Source organism: Pseudarthrobacter linnaei (assembly GCF_055412825.1).
Map to the genome: position 1 here is coordinate 60,056 of NZ_JBVAYX010000001.1, position 25,179 is coordinate 85,234.

General features: G+C 67.9%; 21 protein-coding genes. 16 read left to right on the plus strand and 5 right to left on the minus strand.

Annotated elements, in window-relative coordinates; translation table 11 throughout:
- Positions 1 to 24 precede the first annotated feature (24 nt).
- The 16 genes from ACZYZ3_RS00255 (at position 25) to ACZYZ3_RS00330 (ending at position 18,967) form a co-directional block, all read left to right on the plus strand.
- Positions 25 to 1,752 carry an ABC transporter ATP-binding protein gene (locus tag ACZYZ3_RS00255; RefSeq protein ID WP_463961873.1) on the plus strand — a complete coding sequence of 576 codons (1,728 nt, stop codon included), beginning with the start codon at positions 25 to 27 and terminating at the stop codon, positions 1,750 to 1,752.
- 212 nt (positions 1,753 to 1,964) lie between these two features.
- Positions 1,965 to 3,746 carry an ABC transporter ATP-binding protein gene (locus ACZYZ3_RS00260; protein ID WP_463962165.1) on the plus strand — a complete coding sequence of 594 codons (1,782 nt, stop codon included), beginning with the start codon at positions 1,965 to 1,967 and terminating at the stop codon, positions 3,744 to 3,746.
- Between the two features lie 17 nt (positions 3,747 to 3,763).
- Entirely contained in the window at positions 3,764 to 4,135 is a 372-nt protein-coding gene (locus ACZYZ3_RS00265; RefSeq protein ID WP_463962166.1) for a GntR family transcriptional regulator, read from the plus strand.
- Positions 4,136 to 4,311: 176 nt separating this feature from the next.
- Positions 4,312 to 7,212, plus strand: a complete 2,901-nt coding sequence (gene uvrA, locus ACZYZ3_RS00270; RefSeq protein WP_463962167.1) for an excinuclease ABC subunit UvrA — start codon at positions 4,312 to 4,314, stop codon at positions 7,210 to 7,212.
- A gap of 122 nt (positions 7,213 to 7,334) precedes the next feature.
- A complete protein-coding gene (locus ACZYZ3_RS00275) occupies positions 7,335 to 8,111 on the plus strand; it encodes an HAD hydrolase-like protein (protein WP_463961874.1) in 777 nt (258 codons plus the stop codon).
- The gene (locus ACZYZ3_RS00280; RefSeq protein WP_463961875.1) at positions 8,098 to 8,766 is read left to right on the plus strand and encodes a lysophospholipid acyltransferase family protein; all 669 of its coding nucleotides are present in this window, start codon (positions 8,098 to 8,100) and stop codon (positions 8,764 to 8,766) included. Before ACZYZ3_RS00275 ends, ACZYZ3_RS00280 begins: the two co-directional genes overlap by 14 nt.
- A gap of 90 nt (positions 8,767 to 8,856) precedes the next feature.
- Positions 8,857 to 10,887, plus strand: coding sequence for an excinuclease ABC subunit UvrC (uvrC, locus tag ACZYZ3_RS00285; protein ID WP_463961876.1), 2,031 nt, complete (start codon positions 8,857 to 8,859; stop codon positions 10,885 to 10,887).
- A gap of 121 nt (positions 10,888 to 11,008) precedes the next feature.
- Entirely contained in the window at positions 11,009 to 11,932 is a 924-nt protein-coding gene (gene rapZ, locus ACZYZ3_RS00290; protein WP_463961877.1) for an RNase adapter RapZ, read from the plus strand.
- A complete protein-coding gene (locus ACZYZ3_RS00295; protein ID WP_463961878.1) occupies positions 11,932 to 12,951 on the plus strand; it encodes a gluconeogenesis factor YvcK family protein in 1,020 nt (339 codons plus the stop codon). Before rapZ ends, ACZYZ3_RS00295 begins: the two co-directional genes overlap by 1 nt.
- 10 nt (positions 12,952 to 12,961) lie before the next feature.
- Positions 12,962 to 13,942: a DNA-binding protein WhiA gene (gene whiA, locus ACZYZ3_RS00300; RefSeq protein WP_066438143.1), complete on the plus strand. Its 981-nt coding sequence runs from the start codon at positions 12,962 to 12,964 to the stop codon at positions 13,940 to 13,942.
- A 172-nt stretch (positions 13,943 to 14,114) separates the two neighbouring features.
- Complete coding sequence (locus tag ACZYZ3_RS00305; RefSeq protein ID WP_463961879.1) at positions 14,115 to 14,738, plus strand: superoxide dismutase; 624 nt, start codon at positions 14,115 to 14,117, stop codon at positions 14,736 to 14,738.
- A 283-nt stretch (positions 14,739 to 15,021) separates the two neighbouring features.
- The gene (gap, locus tag ACZYZ3_RS00310) at positions 15,022 to 16,032 is read left to right on the plus strand and encodes a type I glyceraldehyde-3-phosphate dehydrogenase (RefSeq protein WP_463961880.1); all 1,011 of its coding nucleotides are present in this window, start codon (positions 15,022 to 15,024) and stop codon (positions 16,030 to 16,032) included.
- Positions 16,033 to 16,042: 10 nt separating this feature from the next.
- Entirely contained in the window at positions 16,043 to 17,269 is a 1,227-nt protein-coding gene (locus ACZYZ3_RS00315) for a phosphoglycerate kinase (RefSeq protein ID WP_463961881.1), read from the plus strand.
- An 81-nt stretch (positions 17,270 to 17,350) separates the two neighbouring features.
- Complete coding sequence (tpiA, locus tag ACZYZ3_RS00320) at positions 17,351 to 18,166, plus strand: triose-phosphate isomerase (RefSeq protein WP_463961882.1); 816 nt, start codon at positions 17,351 to 17,353, stop codon at positions 18,164 to 18,166.
- 49 nt (positions 18,167 to 18,215) lie between these two features.
- Entirely contained in the window at positions 18,216 to 18,470 is a 255-nt protein-coding gene (gene secG, locus ACZYZ3_RS00325; RefSeq protein ID WP_463961883.1) for a preprotein translocase subunit SecG, read from the plus strand.
- A gap of 116 nt (positions 18,471 to 18,586) precedes the next feature.
- On the plus strand, positions 18,587 to 18,967 hold the full coding sequence (locus ACZYZ3_RS00330; RefSeq protein WP_463961884.1) for an RNA polymerase-binding protein RbpA: 381 nt from the start codon (positions 18,587 to 18,589) through the stop codon (positions 18,965 to 18,967).
- A gap of 49 nt (positions 18,968 to 19,016) precedes the next feature.
- On the opposite strand, the gene pgl is transcribed toward ACZYZ3_RS00330, so the two are convergent.
- The 5 genes from pgl to tal are packed head-to-tail and all read right to left on the minus strand — an operon-like array spanning position 19,017 to position 25,110.
- Positions 19,017 to 19,823, minus strand: a complete 807-nt coding sequence (pgl, locus tag ACZYZ3_RS00335) for a 6-phosphogluconolactonase (RefSeq protein ID WP_463961885.1) — start codon at positions 19,821 to 19,823, stop codon at positions 19,017 to 19,019.
- On the minus strand, positions 19,813 to 20,754 hold the full coding sequence (locus ACZYZ3_RS00340; RefSeq protein ID WP_463961886.1) for a glucose-6-phosphate dehydrogenase assembly protein OpcA: 942 nt from the start codon (positions 20,752 to 20,754) through the stop codon (positions 19,813 to 19,815). Before ACZYZ3_RS00340 ends, pgl begins: the two co-directional genes overlap by 11 nt.
- Positions 20,751 to 22,325: a glucose-6-phosphate dehydrogenase gene (gene zwf, locus ACZYZ3_RS00345; RefSeq protein ID WP_463961887.1), complete on the minus strand. Its 1,575-nt coding sequence runs from the start codon at positions 22,323 to 22,325 to the stop codon at positions 20,751 to 20,753. The genes ACZYZ3_RS00340 and zwf overlap by 4 nt, the downstream gene beginning before the upstream one ends.
- 15 nt (positions 22,326 to 22,340) lie before the next feature.
- Positions 22,341 to 23,975, minus strand: coding sequence for a phosphoglucose isomerase-related protein (locus tag ACZYZ3_RS00350; RefSeq protein WP_463961888.1), 1,635 nt, complete (start codon positions 23,973 to 23,975; stop codon positions 22,341 to 22,343).
- A gap of 4 nt (positions 23,976 to 23,979) precedes the next feature.
- Positions 23,980 to 25,110 (minus strand): transaldolase, encoded by a 1,131-nt coding sequence (gene tal, locus ACZYZ3_RS00355; protein WP_463961889.1) that lies wholly within the window; start codon positions 25,108 to 25,110, stop codon positions 23,980 to 23,982.
- Positions 25,111 to 25,179 lie beyond the last annotated feature (69 nt).

A 25,179-nucleotide genomic window follows, 5' to 3' on the forward strand; every position in this document is an offset into this window, starting at 1 on the left:
CCCTGACGTAGCGAAGGAGGTTCGGTGCTTATTGGCCTGACGGGCCGGCTGTTGACCGCCCACAAAGGGACCATGCTGGCCATCGTGGTCCTGCAGCTCGTGCAGACGACCGCGAACCTCCTCCTCCCCACCCTCAACGCGGCCATCATTGACAACGGGATCGTCGGCGGCCACATCCCGGAGATCCTGCACCTGGGTTCGTGGATGGCCGCGATCGCCTGCGTCCAGGTGGCGGCGGCGGTCGCCGCCGGGTATCTCGGCGCCGTCGTGGCAATGGAGGTCGGCCGGAAACTGCGCGAAGAACTGTTTGCCAAGGTGCAGTCCATGTCCTCCCAGGAAGTCGCCGCGTTCGGCGCCGCCAGTCTGGTCACCCGGGCCACGAACGACGTCGCGCAGATCCAGACCCTTATGGTCCTCGTATTCACGATGCTGGTCGCGGCGCCCGCCATCTTCATCGGCGGCATCGTGCTGGCCGTGCACCAGGACATCGCCTTGTCCGGCATCGTCGTCGCGGTCATTCCGGTGCTCGCGGTCATCATGGTCCTGATCGTGCGCCGCCTGGTCCCGCTCTACCGCCAGGGCCAGGAACTCATCGATCGGATCAGCCGGGTGCTGCGCGAGCAGATCATCGGCGCCAACGTCATCCGGGGCTTTGTCCGCCAAGGCCACGAGATGCGGCGCTTCGACGGGGCCAACAGGGACCTGACCCGGAACAACCTGCGTTCCGCGCTGCTGGTCGCGGGAATGATGCCGCTGATCATGCTCGTGGTTAATCTGTCCTCGGTCGGTGTGGTCTGGTTTGGCGGTCACCGGATCCAGTCCGGCGACATGCGGCTGGGCGCGCTGACGGCGTTCATCGCCTACATCCTGCAGATCCTGATCGCCATCATGATGGCGATGTACGTCTTTATGACGGCACCCCGCGCGGCAGCCTGCGCCGAACGGATCCAGGCGGTCCTGGACACGGCGCCGGCGATCACGGACGGTCCGGGCGCAGCCGCACCCGAGGGCAACGCCGTGGAGTTCCGCGACGTGTCCTTCGCGTACCCGGGCGCCGAGGCGCCGGTCCTCGACGGCGTCAGCTTCACGGCCGCTCCCGGGGCCGTGACGGCGGTCATCGGCGCCACCGGCACCGGCAAAACCACCCTGCTGAACCTGCTGCCCAGGTTCCTGGAAGCCACCGGCGGGCAGATCAGCATCGGCGGATGCGATGTGCGCGGCCTGCCCCTGGCGGCGCTGCGGAACCTGGTCGCCGTCGTTCCCCAGCATTCGTACTTGTTCTCCGGAACGCTCGCCGGGAACCTGAGGATGGCGGCGCCCGCGGCGACGGACCAGGATCTCTGGCAGGTGCTGGACGCCGCGCAGGCCGCGGAGTTTGTCCGGGAGCTGCCGCAGGGCCTGGAGTCACCGGTGAGCCAGGGCGGCACGAATTTTTCCGGCGGCCAGCGGCAGCGGCTGTGCATCGCGCGCGCGCTGCTCCGGAAGGCTCCCGTGTACCTGTTTGACGACAGCTTTTCGGCCCTGGACTACGGCACCGACTACCGGCTCCGTGAGGCGATGGCGCCGCTGCTGCACACGGCCACCGTCCTGATGGTCGCCGAACGGGTCGCCACGATCGTGGACGCCGGACTGATACTGGTCATCGAAGACGGCCGGGTCGTGGCGCGGGGAACACATCACGAGCTGATGGAGTCGTCGCCGAGCTACCAGGAGATCGCAGCGTCGCAGCTGGTGCTGGAGGAAACCCTGTGACCCGTGAACCGGCGCTCGACGCAGGGACCGACGCACCCACCGCCCGGGACGCCCCGGACCCGACCCGGGCGGACCTGATCCGGGCGGACCTGACCTCCGGCGGCCGCAATGAATCCCATCCGGTGTCCTCTGAGGACGCGGGAAGTGGCAGCCGGTTCCGCTGGCGCACGGCCGGACGGCTGCTCGGGCTGCTGCGGCCATCAAAGTGGCGGATGGCCGGCGTCATCGCCGCCACCTGCGCCTTTGTGGCGCTCAATGTGGCGGCGCCCAAAATCCTGGGGGACGCCACCGACGTCGTCGTCGAGGGCGTGGCCACCGGATCCTTCGACCAGGAAAAACTGGTAACCCTGCTGGCGGCGGTGTCCGTCATGTATCTGGGGGCCGCTGTCTTCAGCTGGCTCCAGGGAACCCTGACGGCCGTAGCGGTGCAGCGCCTGGGCTACGGGCTCAGGGCCTCGGTGGAGGAGAAGCTGCACGTCCTGCCGTCCAGCCATTTTGACGTCCAACACCGCGGGGACGTGCTGAGCCGCGCCACGAACGACGTCGACAACATCGCCCAGGCCCTCAACCAGCTCCTCAACCAGCTGATCCTGTCGCTGCTGATGCTCTCCGGGGCCCTGGCCATGATGCTGTGGCTCTCCCCGGTCCTGGCCGTGATCGCGCTGGTCTCCGTTCCGGTGTCCACCCTCATCACCTTCCTGCTGGCCCGGAAGTCCCAGGCCCATTTCACCGAGCAGTGGGGGAGCACGGGCGAGCTGCACGCACAGCTCGAGGAGTTCTGCACCGGCCACGAGGTCATCAAGGCCTTCGGGCGGCAGGAGGCCGCCGCGGCCAGTTTCAAGGACGGCAACGACAAGCTGTGCCGTGCCAGCGCCCGCGCCCAGTACGTGTCCGGCGTCGTACAGCCCCTCATGGTCCTGGTGTCCAACCTCAACTACGTCGCGGTCGCCGTCGTCGGGGCCCTTCAGGTCCTCTCCGGCGCCCTGACCATCGGCGGCCTCCAGGCGTTCTTCCAGTTCAGCAGGCTCTTCAGCGTGCCGATGGGGCAGATCGGCGGCATGCTGACCCTCATGCAGTCTTGCCTCGTGTCGGCGGGGCGGGTCTTTGAACTCCTCGACGCTCCGGAGATCCCGCCGGAACCTGCCCCGGCTCCACCGGCAGGTGCGCCGGGGGGCTCCGCTGGGGCCTCCGCTGTGGCGTCCGCCGCCGGGGTGCCGGCGACCGGGCCCGCCGGCCGGGTCACGTTCGAGCGTGTCACCTTCGGCTACCGGCCCGGCTCGCCCGTGGTCCGGGACCTGTCCTTTGCCGTGGAGCCGGGCCAGACCGTAGCGATCGTGGGGCACACCGGCGCCGGCAAGAGCACTGTGGTGAACCTCCTGATGCGGTTCTACGAACTGGATTCGGGCAGGATCACGGTCGACGGGGCGGACATCGCGGCGCTCCCTCGGGATGAACTGCGGGCCAATTTCGGCACAGTGCTGCAGGACACGTGGCTGTTCACCGGAACCATCCGGGACAACATCGAGTACGGCCGCCCCGGCGCGGGCGACGCCGACATTGTGGCCGCGGCGCAGGCCAGCCACGTGGACCAGTTCGTCCGTGCCCTGCCCGGCGGCTACGCCACGATGCTCGGGAACGACGGTGACTCGCTGAGCCGCGGCCAGCGCCAGCTGATCGCGATCGCCAGGGCACAGCTGGCCGGGCGCGGCATCCTGGTCCTCGACGAGGCGACCAGCTCCGTGGACAGCCGCACGGGGGCGCAGATCCGGCAGGCCATGCGGCGGCTCCGGCAGGGGCGGACCAGCTTCGTGATTGCCCACCGCTTGTCCACCGTCCGGGACGCTGATCTAATTCTCGTCATGGACCAAGGACGGATTGTTGAACAGGGCACCCACCGGCAACTCATGGCCAGGGGCGGGCTGTACCCGAATCTGCACGAGGCGCAGTTCGCCCGCCGCGAACACGGCAAGCACCCCAAGGAGCCCGGACAGTGACCCCCACCGAGACGTCCATCACACCGTTCCCGGGTGCCTGGCGGCCCAATCCGGGCAGCTCCGTCCCGCTGTTCGAACAGCTCCGGCTCAACGTCATTGAACGGGCGGACAACGGCACCCTGGCGCCCGGGACCAAGCTTCCTGCCGTCCGGAGCCTGGCCGGCGAACTGGGCGTCGCGCCGCATACCGTGGCCCGCGCCTACAAGGAACTCGAGGGCGCCGGCGTTGTGGTGACCAGGGGCCGGAACGGGACGGTGGTGTGCGCCCGGGACGAGGCCTGGAGTTCCCTCTCCGCTGCCGCCGCCGAGTTCGCTGCCGCAGCAAAGGCCCAGGGCGCCAGCTTCGCCGAGGCCGTCCAACTCCTCGCCGCCGCCTACGACCGCGACTAGCGCACCATTAACACATCGGGTGGCCTGGCCCGCCCGGCGGCACGGCCGGAAATGGAAATTCGAAGAAGTTTTCGATTAGCATTGGTAGCGTGCCTAAAGCCGTAGCTGAAGATCCAGCCGTTGATTCCCCGCCCTCCGCAGTCCAGGAGAGCCCAGTTCCGATGGACTCCGATCCGATGAGTCCGGTCAAACCGGGCCGCGCGGCGGATCCCCGCCCCGCGGTGAAACGCCCGGACATGTCCCGGCTCATTGTCAAGGGGGCGCGCGAGCACAACCTGCGCAACGTTGACCTGGACCTGCCCCGCGACTCCATGATTGTCTTCACCGGGCTCTCCGGGTCGGGCAAGTCGTCCCTGGCCTTCGACACGATCTTCGCCGAGGGCCAGCGCCGGTATGTCGAATCCCTGTCCGCCTACGCCCGGCAGTTCCTGGGCCAGGTGGACAAGCCCGACGTCGACTTCATTGAGGGCCTCTCGCCCGCGGTGTCCATCGACCAGAAGTCCACCAGCAAGAACCCCCGCTCCACCGTGGGCACCATCACCGAGATCTACGACTACATGCGCCTGCTGTGGGCCCGCGTCGGCCGCCCGTTCTGCCCCGTCTGCGGGGAGCTCGTCGCGAAGCAGACCCCGCAGCAGATCGTCGACCAGCTGCTGGAACTGCCGGAGGGCACCCGCTTCCAGGTCCTGGCCCCGGTGGTCCGCGGCCGCAAGGGCGAGTTTGTCGAACTGTTCAAGGAACTCACCGCGAAGGGCTACTCGCGGGCGCGGGTCGATGACAAGCTGATCCAGCTGAGCGATCCCCCCAAGCTGGGAAAGCAGTTCAAGCACACCATTGAAGTGGTCGTGGACCGCCTCGTGGTCAAGGAAGGCATCAGCCAGCGGCTCACCGACTCGGTGGAAACCGCTCTGGGTCTGGCCGAGGGGCGCATCCTCGCCGAATTCGTCGACCTTGAAGCTGATGACCCGGAGCGGATCCGGGCGTTCTCCGAGCACCTCGCCTGCCCCAACGAGCACCCCCTCGCCATCGACGAGATCGAGCCCCGCTCCTTCTCCTTCAACAACCCCTTCGGCGCCTGCTCGGCCTGCAGCGGCATCGGCACGAAGCTGGAAGTCGATGAGGAACTCATCATCCCGAACGGGGAACTGTCCCTCGCGGAAGGGGCCATCGCACCGTGGTCCCTGGGCACCGCCACGACCGAGTACTGGAACCGCCTGCTCGGCGGTCTCGCCAAGGAACTCGGTTTCTCGATGACGACCCCGTGGGACAAGCTCTCCGAGGACACCCGCCAGACCGTGCTGCACGGCAAGGACCACAAAGTCGTGGTGCAGTACCGCAACCGCTTCGGCCGGGAACGCAAATACAGCACCGGCTTCGAGGGCGTCATCCAGTACGTCCACCGCAAACACCTCGAAACGGACTCGGACTCGGCCCGCGACCGCTACGAGGAATACATGCGGCAGATCCCTTGCCCGGCGTGCAACGGCGCGCGCCTGAACCCGGCGTCGCTCTCGGTGCTGATCAACGGCAAGTCCATTGCCGAGGTCGCCGCCCTGCCGATGCGCGAATGCGCCCACTTCCTGGACAATCTCGTCCTCACCGGCCGCGAAGCCCAGATCGCGAACCAAGTCCTCAAGGAGATCCAGGCCCGCCTGACGTTCCTGCTCGACGTCGGACTGGAGTACCTGAACCTGGAGCGCCCGTCCGGCACCTTGTCCGGCGGCGAAGCCCAGCGCATCCGGCTGGCCACCCAGATCGGCTCCGGCCTCGTGGGCGTGCTTTACGTCCTGGACGAGCCGTCCATCGGCCTGCACCAGCGGGACAACCGCCGCCTGATCGAGACTCTCACCCGGCTGCGGGACCTCGGGAACACCCTCATCGTGGTGGAGCACGACGAGGACACCATCCAGGAAGCCGACTGGGTGGTGGACATCGGACCGGGGGCCGGTGAACACGGCGGCATGGTGGTGCACTCGGGTTCCTACAAGGAGCTGCTTGAGAACACCGGATCGCTCACCGGCGACTACCTCTCCGGCCGTAAACGGATTGAAATCCCCAAGAAACGCCGCAAGTACGACAAGAAGCGCGAACTCAAGGTCGTCGGCGCCAAGGAGAACAACCTCCTGAACGTGGATGCCGCCTTCCCGCTGGGCCTGTTCACCGCGGTGACCGGCGTCAGCGGCTCCGGCAAGTCCACCCTGGTCAACGAGATCCTCTACAAGGTCCTCGCCAACAAGCTCAACGGCGCCAAGCAGGTGGCCGGGCGGCACAAGTCAATCCAGGGCCTCGAGCACCTCGACAAGGTGGTCCACGTCGACCAGAGCCCGATCGGCCGGACCCCGCGGTCCAACCCGGCGACCTACACGGGCGTCTTTGACAACATCCGGAAGCTCTTCGCCGAAACCACCGAGGCCAAGGTCCGCGGCTACCTGCCTGGCCGGTTTTCCTTCAACGTCAAGGGCGGCCGCTGCGAGGCCTGCTCCGGCGACGGAACGCTGAAGATCGAAATGAACTTTTTGCCGGACGTGTACGTGCCCTGCGAGGTATGCCACGGCGCCCGGTACAACCGCGAAACCCTGGAAGTCCACTACAAGGGCAAAACGATCGCCGATGTCCTGAACATGCCGATCGAGGAAGGCGCGGAGTTCTTCGCTGCCTTCTCGCCGATCGCCCGGCACCTCAGGACCCTCGTCGACGTCGGCCTCGGCTACGTCCGCCTGGGCCAGCCCGCAACGACGCTCTCCGGCGGCGAGGCGCAGCGCGTCAAGCTCGCCGCGGAGCTGCAGAAGCGCTCCAACGGGCGCAGCATCTACGTGCTGGACGAACCCACCACCGGCCTGCACTTTGAGGACATCCGCAAGCTGCTCCTGGTCCTCCAGGGCCTCGTGGAAAAGGGCAACACGGTCATCACGATCGAGCACAACCTCGATGTCATCAAGAGTGCGGACTGGATCGTGGACCTGGGCCCCGACGGCGGGTCCGGCGGCGGCCGGATTGTCGCCTCCGGAACCCCGGAACAGGTGGCCAAGTCCACCGAGAGCCACACGGCGGCCTTCCTCGCAGAAATTCTGGCCTGACCCGGCCCGGCCCCGGTGCCTCCACGCAGTCTCCGCGGAGGCGCCGGCCCTCCCGCCACGGATACATTCCCACCGGGGCATGCGAGTTTCTGGCATCCGTGCTCTCGTGAGAAACTAGGCCGGTGACGCAAACAACAGTGCCCGTGATCTTCGACCTGGACGGCACTCTTGTCGATCCGGCCGGAGGGATAACGGACGGAATCGCAGCGGCCCTCACGGAGCTTGGACTCGGCGTTCCCGGCCAAGCCCTGATGGATGCCATGATCGGCCCGAAACTCAGCCATTCCCTCACGGACATCGCCGGCGTGCCGGCCGAACGGCTCCAGGACGCCATCCGCATCTACCGCGGGCACTACCGCGCCACGGGCATCGGCCAAAGCCTGCTGTACCCGGGAATCCGGGCATTGCTGGAATCCTTCGCCGAGGCAGGCCGGCCCATCGCCGTCGCGACCCAGAAGCCTGAAGGCCTCGCCCGCATTGTCCTGGAGCACCACGGCATCGCGGCCCTGTTCCACACCATCCGCGGCTCGGATGCCGACGAGGCGGCGGCAGCCGGGGGTCCCTCCGGGAAGGCGGCGATCGTGGCCGCAGCGCTGGCGGACCTCTCCGGCCACTACGGCGTGGACACCCGGCATGCCGTGATGGTGGGAGACCGCGCGCAGGACGTGGCCGGAGCGGCTGCCAACGGAATTGAATGCATCGGCGTAGGCTGGGGCTTCGCTCCGGACGGCGAACTCGACGCGGCCGGCGCGGTGGAGATCGTGCACAGCAGCGCGGCCCTCCACGAGACCATTGCCCGGCGGGATCCGGGGCGGGTTACCGCCGTGAACCCGGACGCAGTGACCGCTGACCCGATGACCGACGCCGTAGACGAGGTGCACACCGATGGCAATGTTTGATGCAATCCGCTGGACCACGCGGGGCCTGGTGACCTCGACGTGCCGGCCCACGGTCATCGGACTCGAAAACGTCCCCAAGGAGGGGCCGTTCATCGTGGCCCCCAACCACCTGTCCTTCCTGGACAGTGTGATCGTCCAGGCGCTTATGCCCCGCCCCGTGGCCTTCTTCGCCAAAGCGGAATATTTCACCACCGGCGGGGTCAAGGGCAAGGTGATGAAGTCCTTCTTCGAAGCTGTCGGTTCCATCCCGGTGGAACGCGGCGAACAGGCCGCCAGCGTCCAGGCGCTCAAGACCCTGCTGGAAATCCTTGACTCCGGCAAGGGCGTCGGCATCTATCCGGAGGGAACACGTTCCCGCGACGGCATCCTCTATCGCGGCCGCACTGGCGTCGGCTGGCTGGCCCTGACCACGGGCGCCCCGGTGATCCCGGTCGGACTGGTCGGCACCGAACACCTCCAGCCCGCAGACAGCAAGTCGGTCAAGCCGCAGCACTTCACCATGAAAGTCGGTGCACCGCTGTACTTCGACAAGACCGGGCCGGACCACTCCCTGCCCGCCCGCCGGCAGGCCACCGACCGCATCATGGATGCGATCGCGGAACTCAGCGGCCAGGAACGCTCCCCGATCTACAACCAGAGCAAATCCATTGAATAAAGGGAGGACCGGCACGGCCTGAGCGCCAGGGGCCGAGCGGCCCGGGACCCGCCGTCCGAGTCATCGCCGCAGGCTCAGTAGACTTGAACCGTGGCAGATCCAGCGAGTTACCGACCCCAGACGGGTGAGATTCCGACCAATCCGGGCGTGTACCGCTTCCGCGACCCGCATGGCCGGGTCGTCTATGTCGGCAAGGCCAAGAACCTGCGCGCGCGGCTGAACTCCTACTTCGCGAACCCGGCAGGGCTGCTCCCCAAGACCCATGCGATGGTCCATGCGGCCAGCAGCGTCGAGTGGACCGTCGTCGGCAGCGAACTCGAATCGCTGCAGCTCGAGTACACCTGGATCAAGGAATTCAAGCCCCGGTTCAACGTGATGTTCCGGGACGACAAAAGCTACCCGTACCTGGCCGTCTCAATGGGGGATAAGTACCCGCGCGTCCAGGTCCTGCGCGGCGAACGCCGCAAGGGCACCCGCTACTTCGGCCCCTATACCGCCGGTGCCATCCGCGACACCATGGACACCCTGCTGCGCGTTTTCCCCGTCCGCAGCTGCAGCACCGGCGTCCTGAAGCGGGCCGAGGCCAGCGGCAGGCCTTGCCTGCTCGGCTACATCGACAAGTGCGCGGCGCCCTGCGTCGGACGCATCTCCGCCGAGGAGCACCGCGCCCTGGCCGAGGACTTCTGCACCTTCATGGGCGGCGAGGCCAAGCCCTTCGTCACGCGGCTGGAAAAGGACATGGCCGCCGCCGTCGCGGAACTGGACTACGAGCGGGCAGCGCGGATCCGCGACGACATCGTCGCGCTGAAGAAGGTGTTCGAACGCAACGCCGTCGTCCTCGCCGAGGGCACCGACGCCGATGTCTTCGCCCTGCACGAGGACGAACTCGAAGCCGCCGTGCAGGTTTTCCACGTCCGTGGCGGCCGGATCCGCGGCCAGCGCGGCTGGGTCGTCGAAAAGGTCGAGGATTCCACCACGCCGGACCTCGTTGAGCACCTGCTCCAGCAGGTGTACGGCGAGGAAGCCGGCCTCCAGGGCAGACTGCCCCGCGAGGTCCTCGTCCCGGCGGAGCCCAGCAACGCCGCGGAGCTGGCCCAGTGGCTCAGCGGGCTGCGCGGGGCGCGCGTCGATGTCCGAGTGCCGCAGCGCGGGGACAAGGCCGCCCTGCTGTCCACCGTCCGGGAAAACGCCGAGCACGCCCTCAAGCTCCACAAATCCCGCCGCGCCGGGGATCTGACGCTGCGGTCCCAGGCACTGCAGGAACTGCAGGAGGCCCTCGATCTGCCGGTCGCGCTGATGCGGATCGAATGCTTCGACATCTCACACGTCCAGGGCACCAACGTGGTCGGTTCCATGGTGGTGGTCGAGGACGGTCTGCCGAAGAAGTCCGAATACCGGAAGTTCTCCGTCACCGGCGCCGCCGCCACGGACGACACCGCGGCCATGCATGACGTGCTGACCCGGCGGTTCCGGAACTACCTGCAGGAGAAAACCGTCCAGGCGGACGCCGCCCGGCAGCCGGGGCATCAGGCCATGCTCAACGCCACGGCCGACGCCGCCGTCGCGGCTTCTTCCGCGGTTGCACTGGCCGACACGACAACCCCGGCGCCGCGGACCAGGTTCGCCTACCCGCCCAACCTCGTGGTGGTCGATGGCGGCAGGCCGCAGGTCAACGCGGCCGCCCGTGCCCTGGCCGAACTGGGCATCGACGACGTCTACGTCGTCGGGCTCGCCAAACGGCTCGAGGAGGTCTGGCTGCCGGACAGCGACTTCCCGGTGATCCTGCCGCGCGCCTCGGCCGGGCTGTACCTGTTGCAGCGCGTCCGCGACGAGGCCCACCGCTTCGCGATCTCCTTCCACCGGCAGAAGCGGGGCAAGGCGATGACCGTGTCGGCGCTCGACGGCGTGCCCGGCCTCGGCGAATCCAAGCGCAAGGCCCTGCTCGCCCAGTTCGGCTCGGTCAGGAGCATCAGGACCGCCAGCGTCGAGGAACTCACCGGCGCCAAGGGGATCGGCCCCTCGCTGGCAGCGGCGATCGTCCGGCACTTCAGCGACGACGGCGGCGGCTCCGCCACCGTCCCCGCCATCAACATGACCACCGGCGAAATCCTGGAGACTTAGCTAGCCCCGGCAAACTTAGCTAGGGTAAGGACTTGGGAAACGGCGCGCCGCGGTTCATCGCACCGCGGGCCGCTCCTGTCAGACATCGGGAACAACAGCACAGCAGAACGGGGCTTCACTGATGGCAGAGTCGACGGTAGGATCCGGGACGGAGTCGGACGGCATGACGCCGGTCAAACCCGTCGAGGCCGAACTGCTCGTCGTGACGGGCATGTCGGGAGCCGGCCGGAGCACTGCGTCGGACGCGCTGGAGGACCACGGCTGGTACGTCGTGGAAAACCTCCCCCCGCAGATGCTCGGCACCCTCGCGGAAATCGTGTCCCACGCGCCGGGTTCCATTTCCAAGCTCGCGGTCGTGATGGACGTCCGCAGCAAGGAGCTGTTTGCTGACATCCGCACCGCCCTGCGCAACCTGGAAGCCAGCGGCGTCGGATTCCGGGTGCTGTTCCTGGACGCGAACGACGACGTCCTCGTCCGCCGGTTCGAGCAGGGCCGGCGCCCCCACCCGCTGCAGGGCGGCGGCAGGATCCTGGACGGCATCGCCGCCGAACGCGAGGTGCTGCACGAACTCCGCACCTCCGCCGACATCGTGCTGGACACCTCGACCCTGAACGTCCACGGCCTCGCCACCGCGATCACCGAACTGTTCAGCGAAACTGGGCCCGTGGCCCTCCGCCTCAACGTGATGAGTTTCGGTTTCAAATACGGGCTCCCGGTCGACGCCAACTTCGTCGCCGACGCCCGCTTCATCCCCAACCCGCACTGGGTCCCGGCGCTGCGCCCGCACACCGGGCTGGACCGGGACGTCAGCGACTACGTGCTGGAGGCCCGTGGCGTCAGCAGCTTCGTGGAACGCTATGTGCTGGCCCTCGAACCGGTCCTCGACGGCTACCGTCGGGAGAACAAGCACTACGCCACCATCGCCGTCGGCTGCACCGGCGGCAAGCACCGCTCCGTGGCCGTCGCCGTCGAGCTGTCCCGCCGGCTCGCGCAGTACCCGCGGGTCACCGTGACCACCACCCACCGGGACCTGGGCCGCGAATAATGGCGCTGCTCACCGGTCCTCTGCCGCTTGTCCCCCCGGCCAGCGCCGCCTTCGCCAGCCAGCAGGACAAAGGTCCCTCCGTGGTGGCGCTCGGCGGCGGCCACGGCCTCGCCGCGTCGCTGTCCGCGCTGCGCCTCCTCACCTCAGAGCTGACCGCCGTCGTCACCGTCGCGGACGACGGCGGGTCCTCGGGACGGCTGCGCGAGGAGTACGGCGTCCTGCCGCCCGGTGACCTCCGGATGGCGCTGTCGGCGCTCTGTGACGACACCGACTGGGGCCGCACGTGGCGCGACGTCATGCAGCACCGCTTCGCGCCCGGCAAGGGCCGCGGCGGTTCCCTCGACGAGCACGCCATGGGCAACCTGCTGATCGTGACCCTGTGGGAGCTCCTCGGCGACACCGTGGCCGGCCTCAAATGGGCCGGCGCGCTGCTGGGCGCCCGCGGGGAGGTCCTGCCGATGTCCAGCGTCCCGCTGACCATCGAGGGCCAGGTCCGGGTCACCGCGCCGGACGGCAGCCAGGCGCTGCAGACCCTGACCGGCCAGGCGAAGTGCGCCATCGCCGGCTCGCTGGAACGCGTCCGCCTGCTGCCTGCGGACGCCCCCGCCTGCATCGAGGCGCTGACCGCGATCGAACTGGCCGACTGGGTCATCCTGGGCCCCGGCTCCTGGTACACCTCCGTGCTGCCGCACCTGCTGCTGCCGGAAATGCGCGAGGCGCTCTGCAGCACGGCCGCACGCCGCTGCCTCACCATGAATCTCGCCACCGACACCAAGGAAACCCTCGGCATGTCCGCCGCCGACCACTTGCGGGTGCTCCGGGACTACGCCCCGGACTTCACGATCGACGTCGTCCTGGCCGATCCGGCCTCCGTGACGGACCTCGCCGATTTCGAACAGGCGGCCGGGATGCTCGGCGCGGAGGTGGTGTTGGGTAAAGTGGGGGCGTCGAGCCGCCGGCCGATCCACGACCCGCTGCGTCTGGCAACGGCGTACCACGACATTTTCGGGAACAGGTAGGAAAAGTGCCATGGCACTGACAGCATCAGTCAAGGAAGAACTTTCCCGGCTGGACATCAAGAAGTCCTCGGTCCGCAAGGCTGAAGTGTCCGCCATGCTTCGCTTCGCCGGCGGACTCCACATCATTTCCGGACGGATCGTGATCGAGGCCGAAGTCGACCTCGCCTCGACCGCGCGGCGGCTGCGCGCCGCCATCGCCGAGGTTTACGGCCACCAGAGCGAGATCATTGTCGTGTCCGGCGGCGGACTGCGCCGCGGCAGCCGCTACGTCGTCCGGGTGGTGCGCGACGGCGAGGCCCTCGCCCGCCAGACCGGCCTGCTGGACGCCCGGGGCCGCCCGGTTCGCGGCCTGCCCTCGGTCGTGGTGAACGGATCCGCCGCCGACGCCGAGGCTGTCTGGCGCGGCGCCTTCCTGGCCCACGGCTCCCTCACCGAGCCCGGCCGGTCCTCCGCCATGGAGGTCACCTGCCCCGGCCCCGAGTCGGCCCTGGCCCTCGTGGGCGCGGCCCGCCGGCTCGGCATCCAGGCCAAGGCCCGCGAGGTCAGGGGAGTGGACCGCGTGGTGATCCGCGACGGCGACACGATCGCCGCGCTGCTGACCCGGATGGGGGCCCACGACGCGCTCATGGTGTGGGAGGAACGGCGGATGCGCAAGGAAGTCCGGGCCACCGCCAACCGGCTGGCCAACTTCGACGACGCCAACCTGCGGCGTTCGGCCCAGGCTGCAGTCGCCGCGGGCGCCCGCGTGGACCGTGCCCTGGAGATCCTCGGCGACGACGTCCCGGACCACCTGAAGTACGCCGGTGAACTCCGCGTGGCGCACAAACAGGCCAGCCTTGATGAACTTGGCCGCCTCGCGGACCCCGTGATGACCAAGGACGCCATCGCCGGGCGGATCCGCCGCCTGCTGGCCATGGCGGACAAACGAGCGCAGGACCTCGGCATCCCCGGCACGGAAGCCAATGTGACGCCGGAAATGCTGGACGAGTAGCCTCTCCGCAGAAACATCTGCAGAATCGGATCGGGCCGGCGGGAATACCTCAGGGGGACCGGAGGCTATGCCCACTGGATTCCGATCCAGAGCCTTCCGGGTGCCACCGCATCCGGATGCACAATCCGAGAGTTACCCAACGGACAACCAGTCCACGACATTGGAGGATTTTGTGACCGAGTATGTACTGCCCGAACTGAGCTACGACTACGCAGCGCTGGAGCCCCACATTTCCGCGCGGATCATGGAGCTGCACCACAGCAAGCACCACGCCGCCTACGTGGCCGGAGCCAACAACGCCCTCGCCCAGCTGGCCGAGGCACGCGACAAGGGCGACTTCGCCAACATCAACCGCCTCTCCAAGGACCTCGCGTTTCACACCGGCGGGCACGTCAACCACTCGGTGTTCTGGAACAACCTCTCCCCGGACGGCGGCGACAAACCCGTTGGTGAGCTGGCAGCCGCTATCGACGACGCGTTCGGCTCCTTCGACGCGTTCCGCGCCCAGTTCAGCGCCGCGGCGCTGGGCCTGCAGGGATCCGGCTGGGGCTTCCTGGCCTACGAGCCCATCGGCGGCAACCTCGTCATCGAGCAGCTCTACGACCAGCAGGGCAACGTCGCGCTCGGCACCACCCCGCTGCTGATGCTGGACATGTGGGAGCACGCCTTCTACCTGGACTACGTCAACGTCAAGGCCGATTACGTCAAGGCCTTCTGGAACATCGTGAACTGGGCCGACGTCGCCAAGCGCTTTGACGCCGCCCGCAAGAACGCCACCGGCCTGATCACGCTTTAACACCGCCGCGTCGCTGGTCCGTCGGACGGAGTTCACGCACCTGTAACAAACTTCACAATTCGGGCCGGCCGGCTCAGATCGTGGACGGCCTGCCCCCGCACTTGCGGGGGCAGGCCAAGTTAAACGTAAGATAGGTCACGGAAGGCGGTCAGCCTTCAGCAATGTGGCTGGTCGCCCTCCGATCTGTTAATCATCTCTGCCCAATGGCGTGCGGGATTTGTTAGTTGGCTTGAGCGCCTTCTCAACTAGTCGTGCTTGCAAGAGCACCAAGGAGACTGAAAACGTGACCACCCGTATTGGTATTAACGGCTTCGGCCGTATTGGCCGCAACTACTTCCGCGCCGCACTTGCCCAGGGGGCAGACCTGGAGATCGTGGCCGTGAACGACCTCACCAGCCCGGAAGCCCTGGCCCACCTCTTCAAGTACGACTCCGTGGGCGGACGCCTGCAGGAGAGCATCGAGGTCAAGGACGGCAACATCGTCGTCGACGGCAAGACCGTCAAGGTCCTGGCCGAGCGCGATCCGGCCAAGCTGCCGTGGGGCGAGCTCGGCGTGGACATCGTGATCGAATCCACCGGGTTCTTCACCAAGGCCGCCGACGCGCAGAAGCATATCGACGCCGGCGCCAAGAAGGTGCTGATCTCCGCCCCCGCCAAGGGCGAGGACATCACGATCGTGATGGGCGTCAACGAGAAGCTCTACGACCCCGCCGCGCACCACATCATCTCCAACGCCTCCTGCACCACCAACTGCCTCGGCCCGCTGGCCAAGGTGGTCAACGACGCCTTCGGCATCGAGCACGGCCTGATGACCACCATCCACGCCTACACGGCCGACCAGAACCTGCAGGACGGCCCGCACAAGGACCTCCGCCGCGCCCGCGCCGCCGCCATCAACATGGTCCCCACCTCCACGGGTGCGGCCAAGGCAATCGGCCTGGTCCTCCCGGAACTCAAGGGCAAGCTCGACGGCTACGCCATCCGCGTCCCCGTTCCCACCGGTTCCGCCACTGACCTGACCGTCGTCGTCTCCCGCGAAACCACGGTCGAGGAAGTCAACGCAGTCCTCAAGGCCGCCTCCGAGACCGCAGAGCTCAAGGGCCTGCTGACCTACACCGATGAGCCGATCGTCTCCTCGGACATCGTCGGCGACCCGGCGTCCTCCATCTTCGACTCCGGCCTGACCAAGGTGATCGGCAACCAGGTCAAGGTTGTTGCCTGGTATGACAACGAATGGGGCTACTCCAACCGCCTCGTGGACCTCACGGAGCTCGTCGCAGCCAAGCTGGGCTAGGGTAAGACTCATGACATTCCACACCCTCGACGAACTGATCGCTGATGGTGTCCGCGGGCGGTACGTTCTGGTCAGAAGTGACCTGAACGTGCCGCTCGACGGCTCTACAGTGACTGACGACGGCCGCATCAAGGCTTCCCTGCCGGTGCTGGCGAAGCTTACCGACGCCGGCGCCCGCGTGCTGGTCACAGCCCACCTTGGCCGCCCCAAGGGCGCCCCCGAGGACAAGTACTCGCTCGAGCCTGCCGCGGCGCGGCTGACCGAGCTCGCTTCCTTTAAGGTGTCCCTGGCGGAGGACACCGTCGGGGAGTCCGCCCGGGCCTCCGCCGCGGCCCTGCAGGACGGTGAAGTCCTCGTCCTCGAAAATGTCCGCTTCGACGCCCGTGAGACGTCCAAAGACGACGCCGAGCGCGGCGCGTTCGCGGACGAGCTGGTGGCCCTGACCGGTTCCAGCGGCGCCTTCGTGGATGATGCCTTCGGGGCCGTGCACCGAAAGCATGCGTCCGTGTACGACGTTGCCACCCGCCTGCCGTCCTACCAGGGCGACCTGGTCCGCGCCGAGGTCGAGGTGCTGCGCAAGCTCACCACGGACACTCAGCGCCCCTACGTTGTCGTGCTGGGCGGGTCAAAGGTCTCGGACAAGCTCGCCGTGATCGACAACCTCATCGGCAAAGCGGACACCATCCTGGTCGGCGGCGGCATGCTGTTCACCTTCCTCGCCGCCGCGGGCCACAAGGTGGCCGGCAGCCTGCTGGAAGAGGACCAGGTCCCGGTCGTGCAGGACTACCTCAAGCGCGCCGCGGACGCCGGCACCGAGTTCGTGGTTCCCACCGACGTCGTGGTGGCCAGCAAGTTCGCCGCCGACGCCGAGCACGAGACAGTGCGGGCCGAGGCGATTGAAGGCAGCAGCTTCGGCGCCCAGGGCATCGGCCTGGACATCGGACCGGAATCCGCGGCAGCCTTCGCTGAACGGATCAAGAGCGCCCGGACGGTGTTCTGGAACGGCCCCATGGGCGTGTTCGAGTTCGCGGCTTTCGCCGCGGGCACCCGGGCCATCGCGCAGGCGCTGACCGAGACCGGGGCGTTCACGGTGGTCGGTGGCGGCGATTCCGCTGCCGCAGTGCGGACCCTCGGATTCGCCGATGACCAGTTCGGTCACATCTCCACCGGCGGCGGCGCCAGCCTCGAGTACCTTGAAGGCAAGGATCTTCCCGGCCTGAGCGTCCTGGACCGCTAGACCCTCCGGCCGGCAGGGCGCCCATCCCGGGCCGGGGCGCCCTGCCGGCTGTTCCACTGCTACGACCTTTTGGGAGACCACGTGACTACTTCAACCAACGGCACCTTCGACCGCACGCCCTTCATTGCGGGCAACTGGAAGATGAACATGGACCATGTCCAGGGCATCACCCTCCTGCAGAAACTGGCCTGGACCCTGTCCGACGCCAAGCACGACTACGGCCGGGTGGAGGTCGCCGTCTTCCCACCGTTCACCGATCTTCGCGGAGTCCAGACCCTGGTTCAGGGCGACGAGCTCAAGATTGTCTACGGCGGCCAGGATCTCTCCCCGGCCGACTCCGGCGCCTACACTGGCGACATCTCCGGGCAGTTCCTCGCCAAGCTCGGCTGCAGCTACGTCCTCGTCGGTCACAGCGAACGCCGGACCATCCACCACGAGTCGGACGAGGTGTTGAACGCCAAAACCAAGGCAGCCTTCCGGCACGGCATTACCCCGGTGCTCTGTGTCGGTGAAGGCCTGGAAATCCGGCAGGCCGGAACACACGTCGACCACACCCTCGCGCAGCTCCGCGCCGGCGTCGAGGGCCTCACCCCCGAGCAGGCCGCCGAACTCGTCGTCGCGTACGAGCCGGTCTGGGCCATCGGCACCGGTGAAGTTGCCGGGCCGGACGACGCCCAGGAAATGTGCGCGGCCATCCGCGCCGAGCTCGCCACCCTCTTCGGCGCGGACGTCGCCGCCAAGACCCGGTTGCTCTATGGCGGCTCGGTCAAGGCCAACAATGCCGCCTCGATCCTCAAGGAACGCGACGTGGACGGATTGCTGGTCGGCGGTGCCAGCCTGGACGCCGCTGAGTTTGCTAATATTGTCAGGTTCGAGAGTCACCTGCTGACGGATTAGTCCGGACACTGTCGTGGCCCCCGCAATCCAAATCTTCTGAAAGGCCGTCGTGGACGTTCTTCATGTCATTCTGCAGGTCCTCCTGGGTATCACCAGCCTCCTGCTGACCCTGCTCATCCTGCTCCATAAGGGTCGTGGTGGCGGTCTGTCCGACATGTTCGGCGGCGGCATGAGCTCCGGCCTCAGCTCCTCCGGAGTGGCCGAACGAAACCTTAACCGTTTCACGGTCATCCTCGGTATCACGTGGGGTGCCGTGATCGTCGGCCTTGGCCTGATCATGCGGTTCAGCGGCGGCGACTCCTAAGTCCCCTCCGAAAACTTAATATGGGGTCCTTTTGGCCCTCCCTTGCATCGGGAACTCCGAACTACACTGTGGCTGACTGCACGCGCATTCCGTCCCCAAGTAGCCAGGAGTTCCCGATGCTGCATTCCGCCTCCGGATTCCGGGGCATCCGCGTAGGAGCCACCGAAGGGGCCTCTCCCCGCCACGAACCGCTCGACGGCGCCGCCGTCCGCACACCCCGCATCCGCATCAGCTACCGCTGCGCCAAAGGCCATGACACGCCGCTGGTCTTCGCCCAGCTGCCCGATGACCAGGTCCCCGGGGTCTGGGACTGCCGCCGCTGCGGCGGGACGGCCACCCGGGACGAGGCGCAGTTCGCGCTCGAGGAAGTTCCCGCGGAAGGCTTCAAGAGCCACCTGGAATACGTTAAAGAGCGGCGCTCCAGCCAGGACGCCGAAGACGTGCTGGCCGGAGCGCTTGAGCGACTGCGGGCCAGCCGGGCCCTCCCGGAGGGATGACACAAGGCGATAACGCAGGGGGATAGCCCCGGGCAGAAGCCCTGCCGGGCTAACTCTTCCGGACCAGCTGTGCCGGAACCCGGGCGGCGGCATTTTCGTCGATCAGCCAGAGGGTTTCGTTCCTGCCCCGCGGCCCGGCCGCCGGCACCTGCACAGGGTTGGCGCCCGCGAGGGCCAGCCCCACAGCGCCTGCCTTGTCCTCGCCGGCGACGACCATCCAGACTTCCGAGGCCGTGTTGATGGCGGGCAGCGTCAGGGAAACCCGATGCGGCGGCGGCTTGGGGGAGTTGCGGACCCCCACCACGGAATGCTCCTTCTCCCGGATGCCGGCATGTTCGGGAAAGAGCGACGCAACGTGCGCGTCCGGCCCCACCCCCAGCAGGACGATGTCGAAGCGGGGGAGTCCTGACGCGTGCTCCGGCCGGTCAGCGGACATGTCCGCGGCGTGTTCCGCTGCCGCCGCGTCGCTGAGTTGGCGGGCGTAGTCCACGGCTGCCTCCTCCGGGGTGCCGAAGTCGCCGGTGGACCCGGGTACGTGGATCCGGGCCGGATCCGCATTGATGCGCGAGAGCAGCGCCTCGTGGGCCTGCCGGGCGTTGCGTTCGGGGTCGTCGGCGGCGACGAAGCGCTCATCGCCCCACCAGAAATTAACCTTGGACCAGTCAACGGCGGAAGAGGCTGGCGACTCGGCCACGGCCTTGAGCGAGCCGATGCCCATCGTCCCGCCGGTAAGTACCACCGTCGCCTCGCCGTGTTTGTCCTGGATGTCCACCAGCTTGGTGATCAGACGGGCCGCGATGGCTGCCATCAGGACGGACGAGTCGGGATGAATGCTTACTCTGGGGTCAGCGCTCACTGGGACGGACACTCCTTAGATTGGTACGTGGCAGTCCAATAGTAATCACTTCACCGAACACTTCGTCCGGGTCGAGGCGGCGCAGTTCTTCGGCCAGGCAGTCCTTAAGGCTGCGGCGCGGCAACGAAATGCGCTGGACCGGCTGCCCGGGCTGGCTCAGTTCCGCCACGGTGAGACCGGGCCGGAACAGCTGCACATCCCCTGCGGTGCGGGTGAGCCGCACCCGCCGGATCCCGGTGCCGGCGGGGTCCTCGACGATCGTGACAGGCGCGTCCAGCGCCAGCGTGAGCCAGGCCGCCAGCAGGATCGTGCTGGGGGAGTCCGAGGCGCCCTCGACGGCGACCGCCGTCACCGGCGAGCCGTTCACCTGGTCCAGGACCGCGGCGAGCTGGATCCGCCAGTTGGTCAGGCGGGTCCAGGCCAAGTCGGTGTCGCCGGCCTTGTAGGTGCGGCGGATGTTCTCCAGGGCGCGCTGCGGATCGTTCTCGTTGGCGGAGTCCGTGATCCGGCGGTGCGCGATCCGGCCGATGGAGGTCTCGCAGGCGTTTTTCGGCGCGCCGTGCGGCCACCAGGCCACGATCGGCGCGTCCGGCAGCAGCAGGGCCGCGACGAGGGACTCGCTTTCCTCCGCTAGTTCACCGTAGCCGCGGAGCAGGATGACCTCGGAGGCCCCGGCGTCGCCGCCCACCCGGATCTGCGCATCGAGCCGGGTCGGGGCCTTGGCGCCGGCGTCGGCGAGGACGATGATCCGGCAGGGGTGCTCCCGGCTGGCCTCGTTGGCGGCCTCGATGGCCTCCTCCTCGAGCCCGGACTTGGTGACGACCACGAGGGTCAGCACCCGGCCCAGGGCAATCACGCCGCCCTGCTCGCGCAGCGCCATAATCTTCTTGGAAATCTTGGAGGTGGTGGTGTCGGGAAGATCTACGATCATGGCCTTCTCCAGGTTCGTCCGTCACGGGCAAGGAGCTCGTCGGCGGAGGGGGGTCCCCAGCTTCCCGGGGCGTAGGGTTCGGGTTGCTCGGCCAGGGACGCCCAGTACTCCTCGAACGGGTCCAGGATCTTCCAGGACAGTTCGACTTCCGCGTGGCGGGGGAACAGCGGCGGCTCCCCGAGCAACACATCGAGGATGAGCCGTTCATAGGCCTCCGGGCTGGACTCGGTGAAGGAGTGGCCGTAGCCGAAGTCCATGGTGACGTCGCGGACCTCCATCTGCGTGCCCGGGACCTTGGACCCGAAGCGGATGGTGGCGCCCTCGTCGGGCTGGACCCGGATCACGACGGCGTTCTGGCCGAAGTCATCCTCGCCGTGGTCGGTGAAGAGCAGGTTGGGCGCGCGTTTGAGCACGACGGCGATCTCCGTCACCCGGCGTCCCAGCCGCTTGCCGGCGCGCAGGTAGAACGGCACCCCTGACCAGCGGCGGGTGTTGATGTCGACCCGGATCGCGGCGAACGTCTCGGTGGTGGAGTCGGCGGGGATGCCGTCCTCCTCGAGGTAGCCGACCACTTTTTCACCGCCCTGCCAGCCGCCGGTGAACTGCCCGCGCGCCGAGTGCGTGGAGAGGTCCTCGGGGAGCCGGACGGCGGCGAGGACCTTTTCCTTCTCCGCGCGGAGGTCATCGGCGTTGAAGGAAATCGGTTCTTCCATCGCGGTCAGCGCCAGGAGCTGGAGCAGGTGGTTCTGGATAACGTCGCGGGCCGCGCCGACGCCGTCGTAGTACCCGGCCCGCCCGCCGGTACCGATGTCCTCGGCCATGGTGATCTGGACGTGGTCCACGTAGTTCGCGTTCCAGAGCGGCTCGAAGAGCTGGTTGGCGAAACGCAGCGCCAGGATGTTCTGCACCGTCTCCTTGCCCAGGTAATGGTCGATCCGGAAGACCGCGTCCGGCGGGAACACCGACTCGACGATGTCGTTGAGCTGCCGCGCTGACTCGAGATCGTGCCCGAACGGCTTCTCGATCACAACGCGCCGCCATTTGTTCCCTTCGGCCTGGGCCAGGCCATGCTTGGACAGCTGCCGGCAGACCAGCTCAAAGGCATTCGGCGGGATGGAGAGGTAGAACGCGTGGTTGCCGCGGGTTCCGCGCTGCTCATCGAGTTCGTCGATGGTTTCGGACAGCCGCTTGAAGGCGTCGTCGTCGTCGAACTCGCCCTGCACGAAGCGGATGCCCTCGGCGAGCTGCGTCCACACCGTTTCATCGAACGGGGTGCGGGCGTAGGCCTTGACCGCGGCCTTCACCTCGGCGGCGAAGTCCTCGGTCTCCCAGTGCCGCCGGGCGAAGCCCACCAGGGCGAAGCTGGGCGGCAGCAGCCCGCGGTTGGCCAGGTCGTAGACGGCCGGCATGAGCTTCTTGCGTGCGAGGTCCCCCGTGACCCCGAACAGGACCAGCGACGACGGTCCGGCAATACGGTTCAGGCGGCGGTCCCGCGGGTCCCGGAGCGGGTTGCGGGCAGGCCGGCCCGAACGCGTCGCGGAGCTGCGGCCGCCGTTGTGTTTGTCTGGCATGGTTGCGTGGGCGCCTTAGCTTTCGGAGGAGGGGACTGCCTGGCCAGCCAGCGTGGAGATAATCTCCTGCAGCTGGCGGACGCCGGCGGCGCGGTCCGTGAGGTGCAGGCGGAGGACCGGGCGGCCGTGTTCAGCGAGTACCTGCGCATCGCCGGCGGCTTGCGCGGAGATCAGCTCGCCGAAGCTGAAGGGACGGTCCGGGATGGCCAGGTCGGTGGCCGACGCGGACGTCACCTGCAGGAAGACTCCGATCGCGGGTCCGCCCTTGTGGAACTGCCCGGTCGAGTGCAGGAACCGCGGACCCCAGCCGAAGGTCACCGGACGGCCGCTGAGCGCTGCCAGCTGGTCCCGGACCCCCTCAAGGGGTGCATAGGCAAGCCGGTCGAAGTAGGCCTGGACGCTCAAGTAGTTGTCCGGACCAAGTTCGCCCAGCAGGGCGCTGACCGCTTCGGCCGCGGTGCCCGCACCGCCGAGCCAGTCGCCGCCGCGCACCTCGATGGCGCCGTCGGTGAAGGCCGCCGGCGTCGGTTCGGGCTGGGCGTCCAGCAGGCCGCGCGCCGCCACCTTGGCGGCCTCGACGTCGGGCTGGTCATAGGGGTTGATGCCGAGGAGGCGCCCGGCGACCGCGGTGGCGAACTCCCACGTCATCATCTGGGTGGGCAGGCCGCCGGCGATCGCGACCTCGTTGTCGCCGAGTTCGACGTCGGCGTCCGCCGCGACGAGGCGGATCACCAGGACGTCGGGGGCGCCGAGGGTGGCCTCCGGGGAGGACGGCCCGGCGACGACCGGCAGCACACCGGTGCCGAGCTTGCCGGTGGACTCGGCGATGAGCTGTTCGGCCCAGTCCGCGAAGCCCTTGATCCCGGAGCCGTCCTCGGCGATGACGATCTTGTCGCGCAGCGGACTGGTGCCGCCCAGCGCCGCGCCGAGGGCGAGGCCGATGTTTTCCTCGCCGTCCTCATTGAGGACCTCGGCGGCTTCCTCCGCCTCGTCCAGGAATGCCTGGATGTCCACGCCGGCCAGTCCGCACGGCACCATCCCGAACGCGGTGAGCGCCGAGTAGCGTCCGCCGACGGTGGGGTCGGCGTTGAAGACGGCGCGGTAGCCGGCCTCGCGGGAGGCCTTGTCCAGCGGCGAACCCGGATCGGTGACGATGATGATGCGGCTCTTCGCGTCGAGCCCGGCCTCGGTAAAGGCGGTCTCAAAGATCCGGCGCTGCGAATCCGTCTCCAGGGTGGAGCCGGACTTGGAGGACACCACAATCGCGGTTTCGGCCAGCCGGTCCGCAAGCGCGGAGGCGACCTGTTCCGGATCGGTGCTGTCCAGCACGGTCAGCTCGACGCCGGCGGTTCCGGCGATGACCTCGGGGGCCAGCGAGGATCCGCCCATGCCGCACAGGACAATCCGGCTGACGCCGTCGGCGCGCAGGGCGTCACGGAGGGCCAGGATGTCAGCGACAAGACGCTGGGAGACGGTGGCCGCCTCGACCCAGCCGAGCCGGACGGTGGCCTCGGCCTCGGCGTCGGGACCCCACAGGGTGGGGTCCTTGGCGAAGATCCGGGTGGCGACCTTGTCTTCCAGCAGGGCGGGCAGGTGCTGTTCGTGGGCCAGTCGGGCGGCACCGGTGGCGTCGTAGCTGAGAGTGGTCATGGGACTATGCGTCCTTCCGTGCAGCGGCGAGGGCTGCCTCGACGTCGGCGAGGAGTTCCTTCCAGCTTGCCACGAACTTGTCGAGGCCTTCGGACTCGAGCACCGCGACGACCTCGTTGTAGGAGATCCCGAGGCCATCGAGGGCGTTCAGGGTGGCGTTGGCGTCGTCGTAGCCGCGGCTGATCGTGTTGCCGGTGACGGTGCCGTGGTCGAAGGCCGCGTCGAGGGTCTTTTCCGGCATGGTGTTCACGACGCCGGGGGCGACGAGTTCCGTGACGTACAGGGTGTCCGGGTAGGCCGGGTCCTTGACACCGGTGGAGGCCCACAGCGGGCGCTGCGGGAGGGCTCCGGCGTCGGCGAGGAGGGCCCAGCGTTCGGTGGAGAAGAGCTCCTCGTAGACCTGGTAGGCCAGGCGTGCGTTCGCGAGGCCGGCTTTGCCCTTGAGGGCGCGGGCCTCGTCGGTGCCGATGGCGTTGAGGCGCTTGTCGATTTCGGCGTCGACCCGGGAGACGAAGAAGGACGCGACGGAGTGGATCTTGGAGAGGTCGTGGCCGTTGTCCTTGGCCTGCTCCAGGCCGGACTGGAACGCGTTGATGACGGCGCGGTAGCGCTCCAGCGAGAAGATCAGGGTGACGTTGACGCTGATGCCGGCGGCGAGCGTGGCGGTGATGGCTTCCAGGCCCTCGAGGGTCGCCGGGATCTTGATCAGGACGTTGTCCTTGTTGACCTGGGCGTAGAGTTCCTTGGCCTCGGTGATGGTGCCTGCGGAGTCCCAGGCCAGGCGCGGGTCAACCTCGATCGAAACGCGGCCGTCGATGCCCTTCGTGGCCGCGGCCACCGGAGCGAAGAGGTCGCAGGCGTCGGCGACGTCGGAGGTGGTGATCGCGAAGATGGTCTCCTCGACGCTGGCGCCGGCGGCGGCCTTGGCGGCGAGGAGGTCGTCGTAGTCGTGGCCGGTGGTGATGGCCGCGTGGAAGATCGACGGGTTCGTGGTGACACCGACGACGTTCTTCTCTTCGATCAGCTTCCGCAGCGTGCCGGTGGCGAGGCGGCCGCGGGAGAGGTCATCGAGCCAGATCGAGACGCCGGCGTCGGAGAGCTGCTGCGTGGGGGTAGAGCTGGGGGTGGTGCTCATAGTTAACTCCTGAAGTCTGGGGCCGCCGCCCTGAAATTGGGGCGGCGGCCCGGGAAGCGTGAAGTTGTG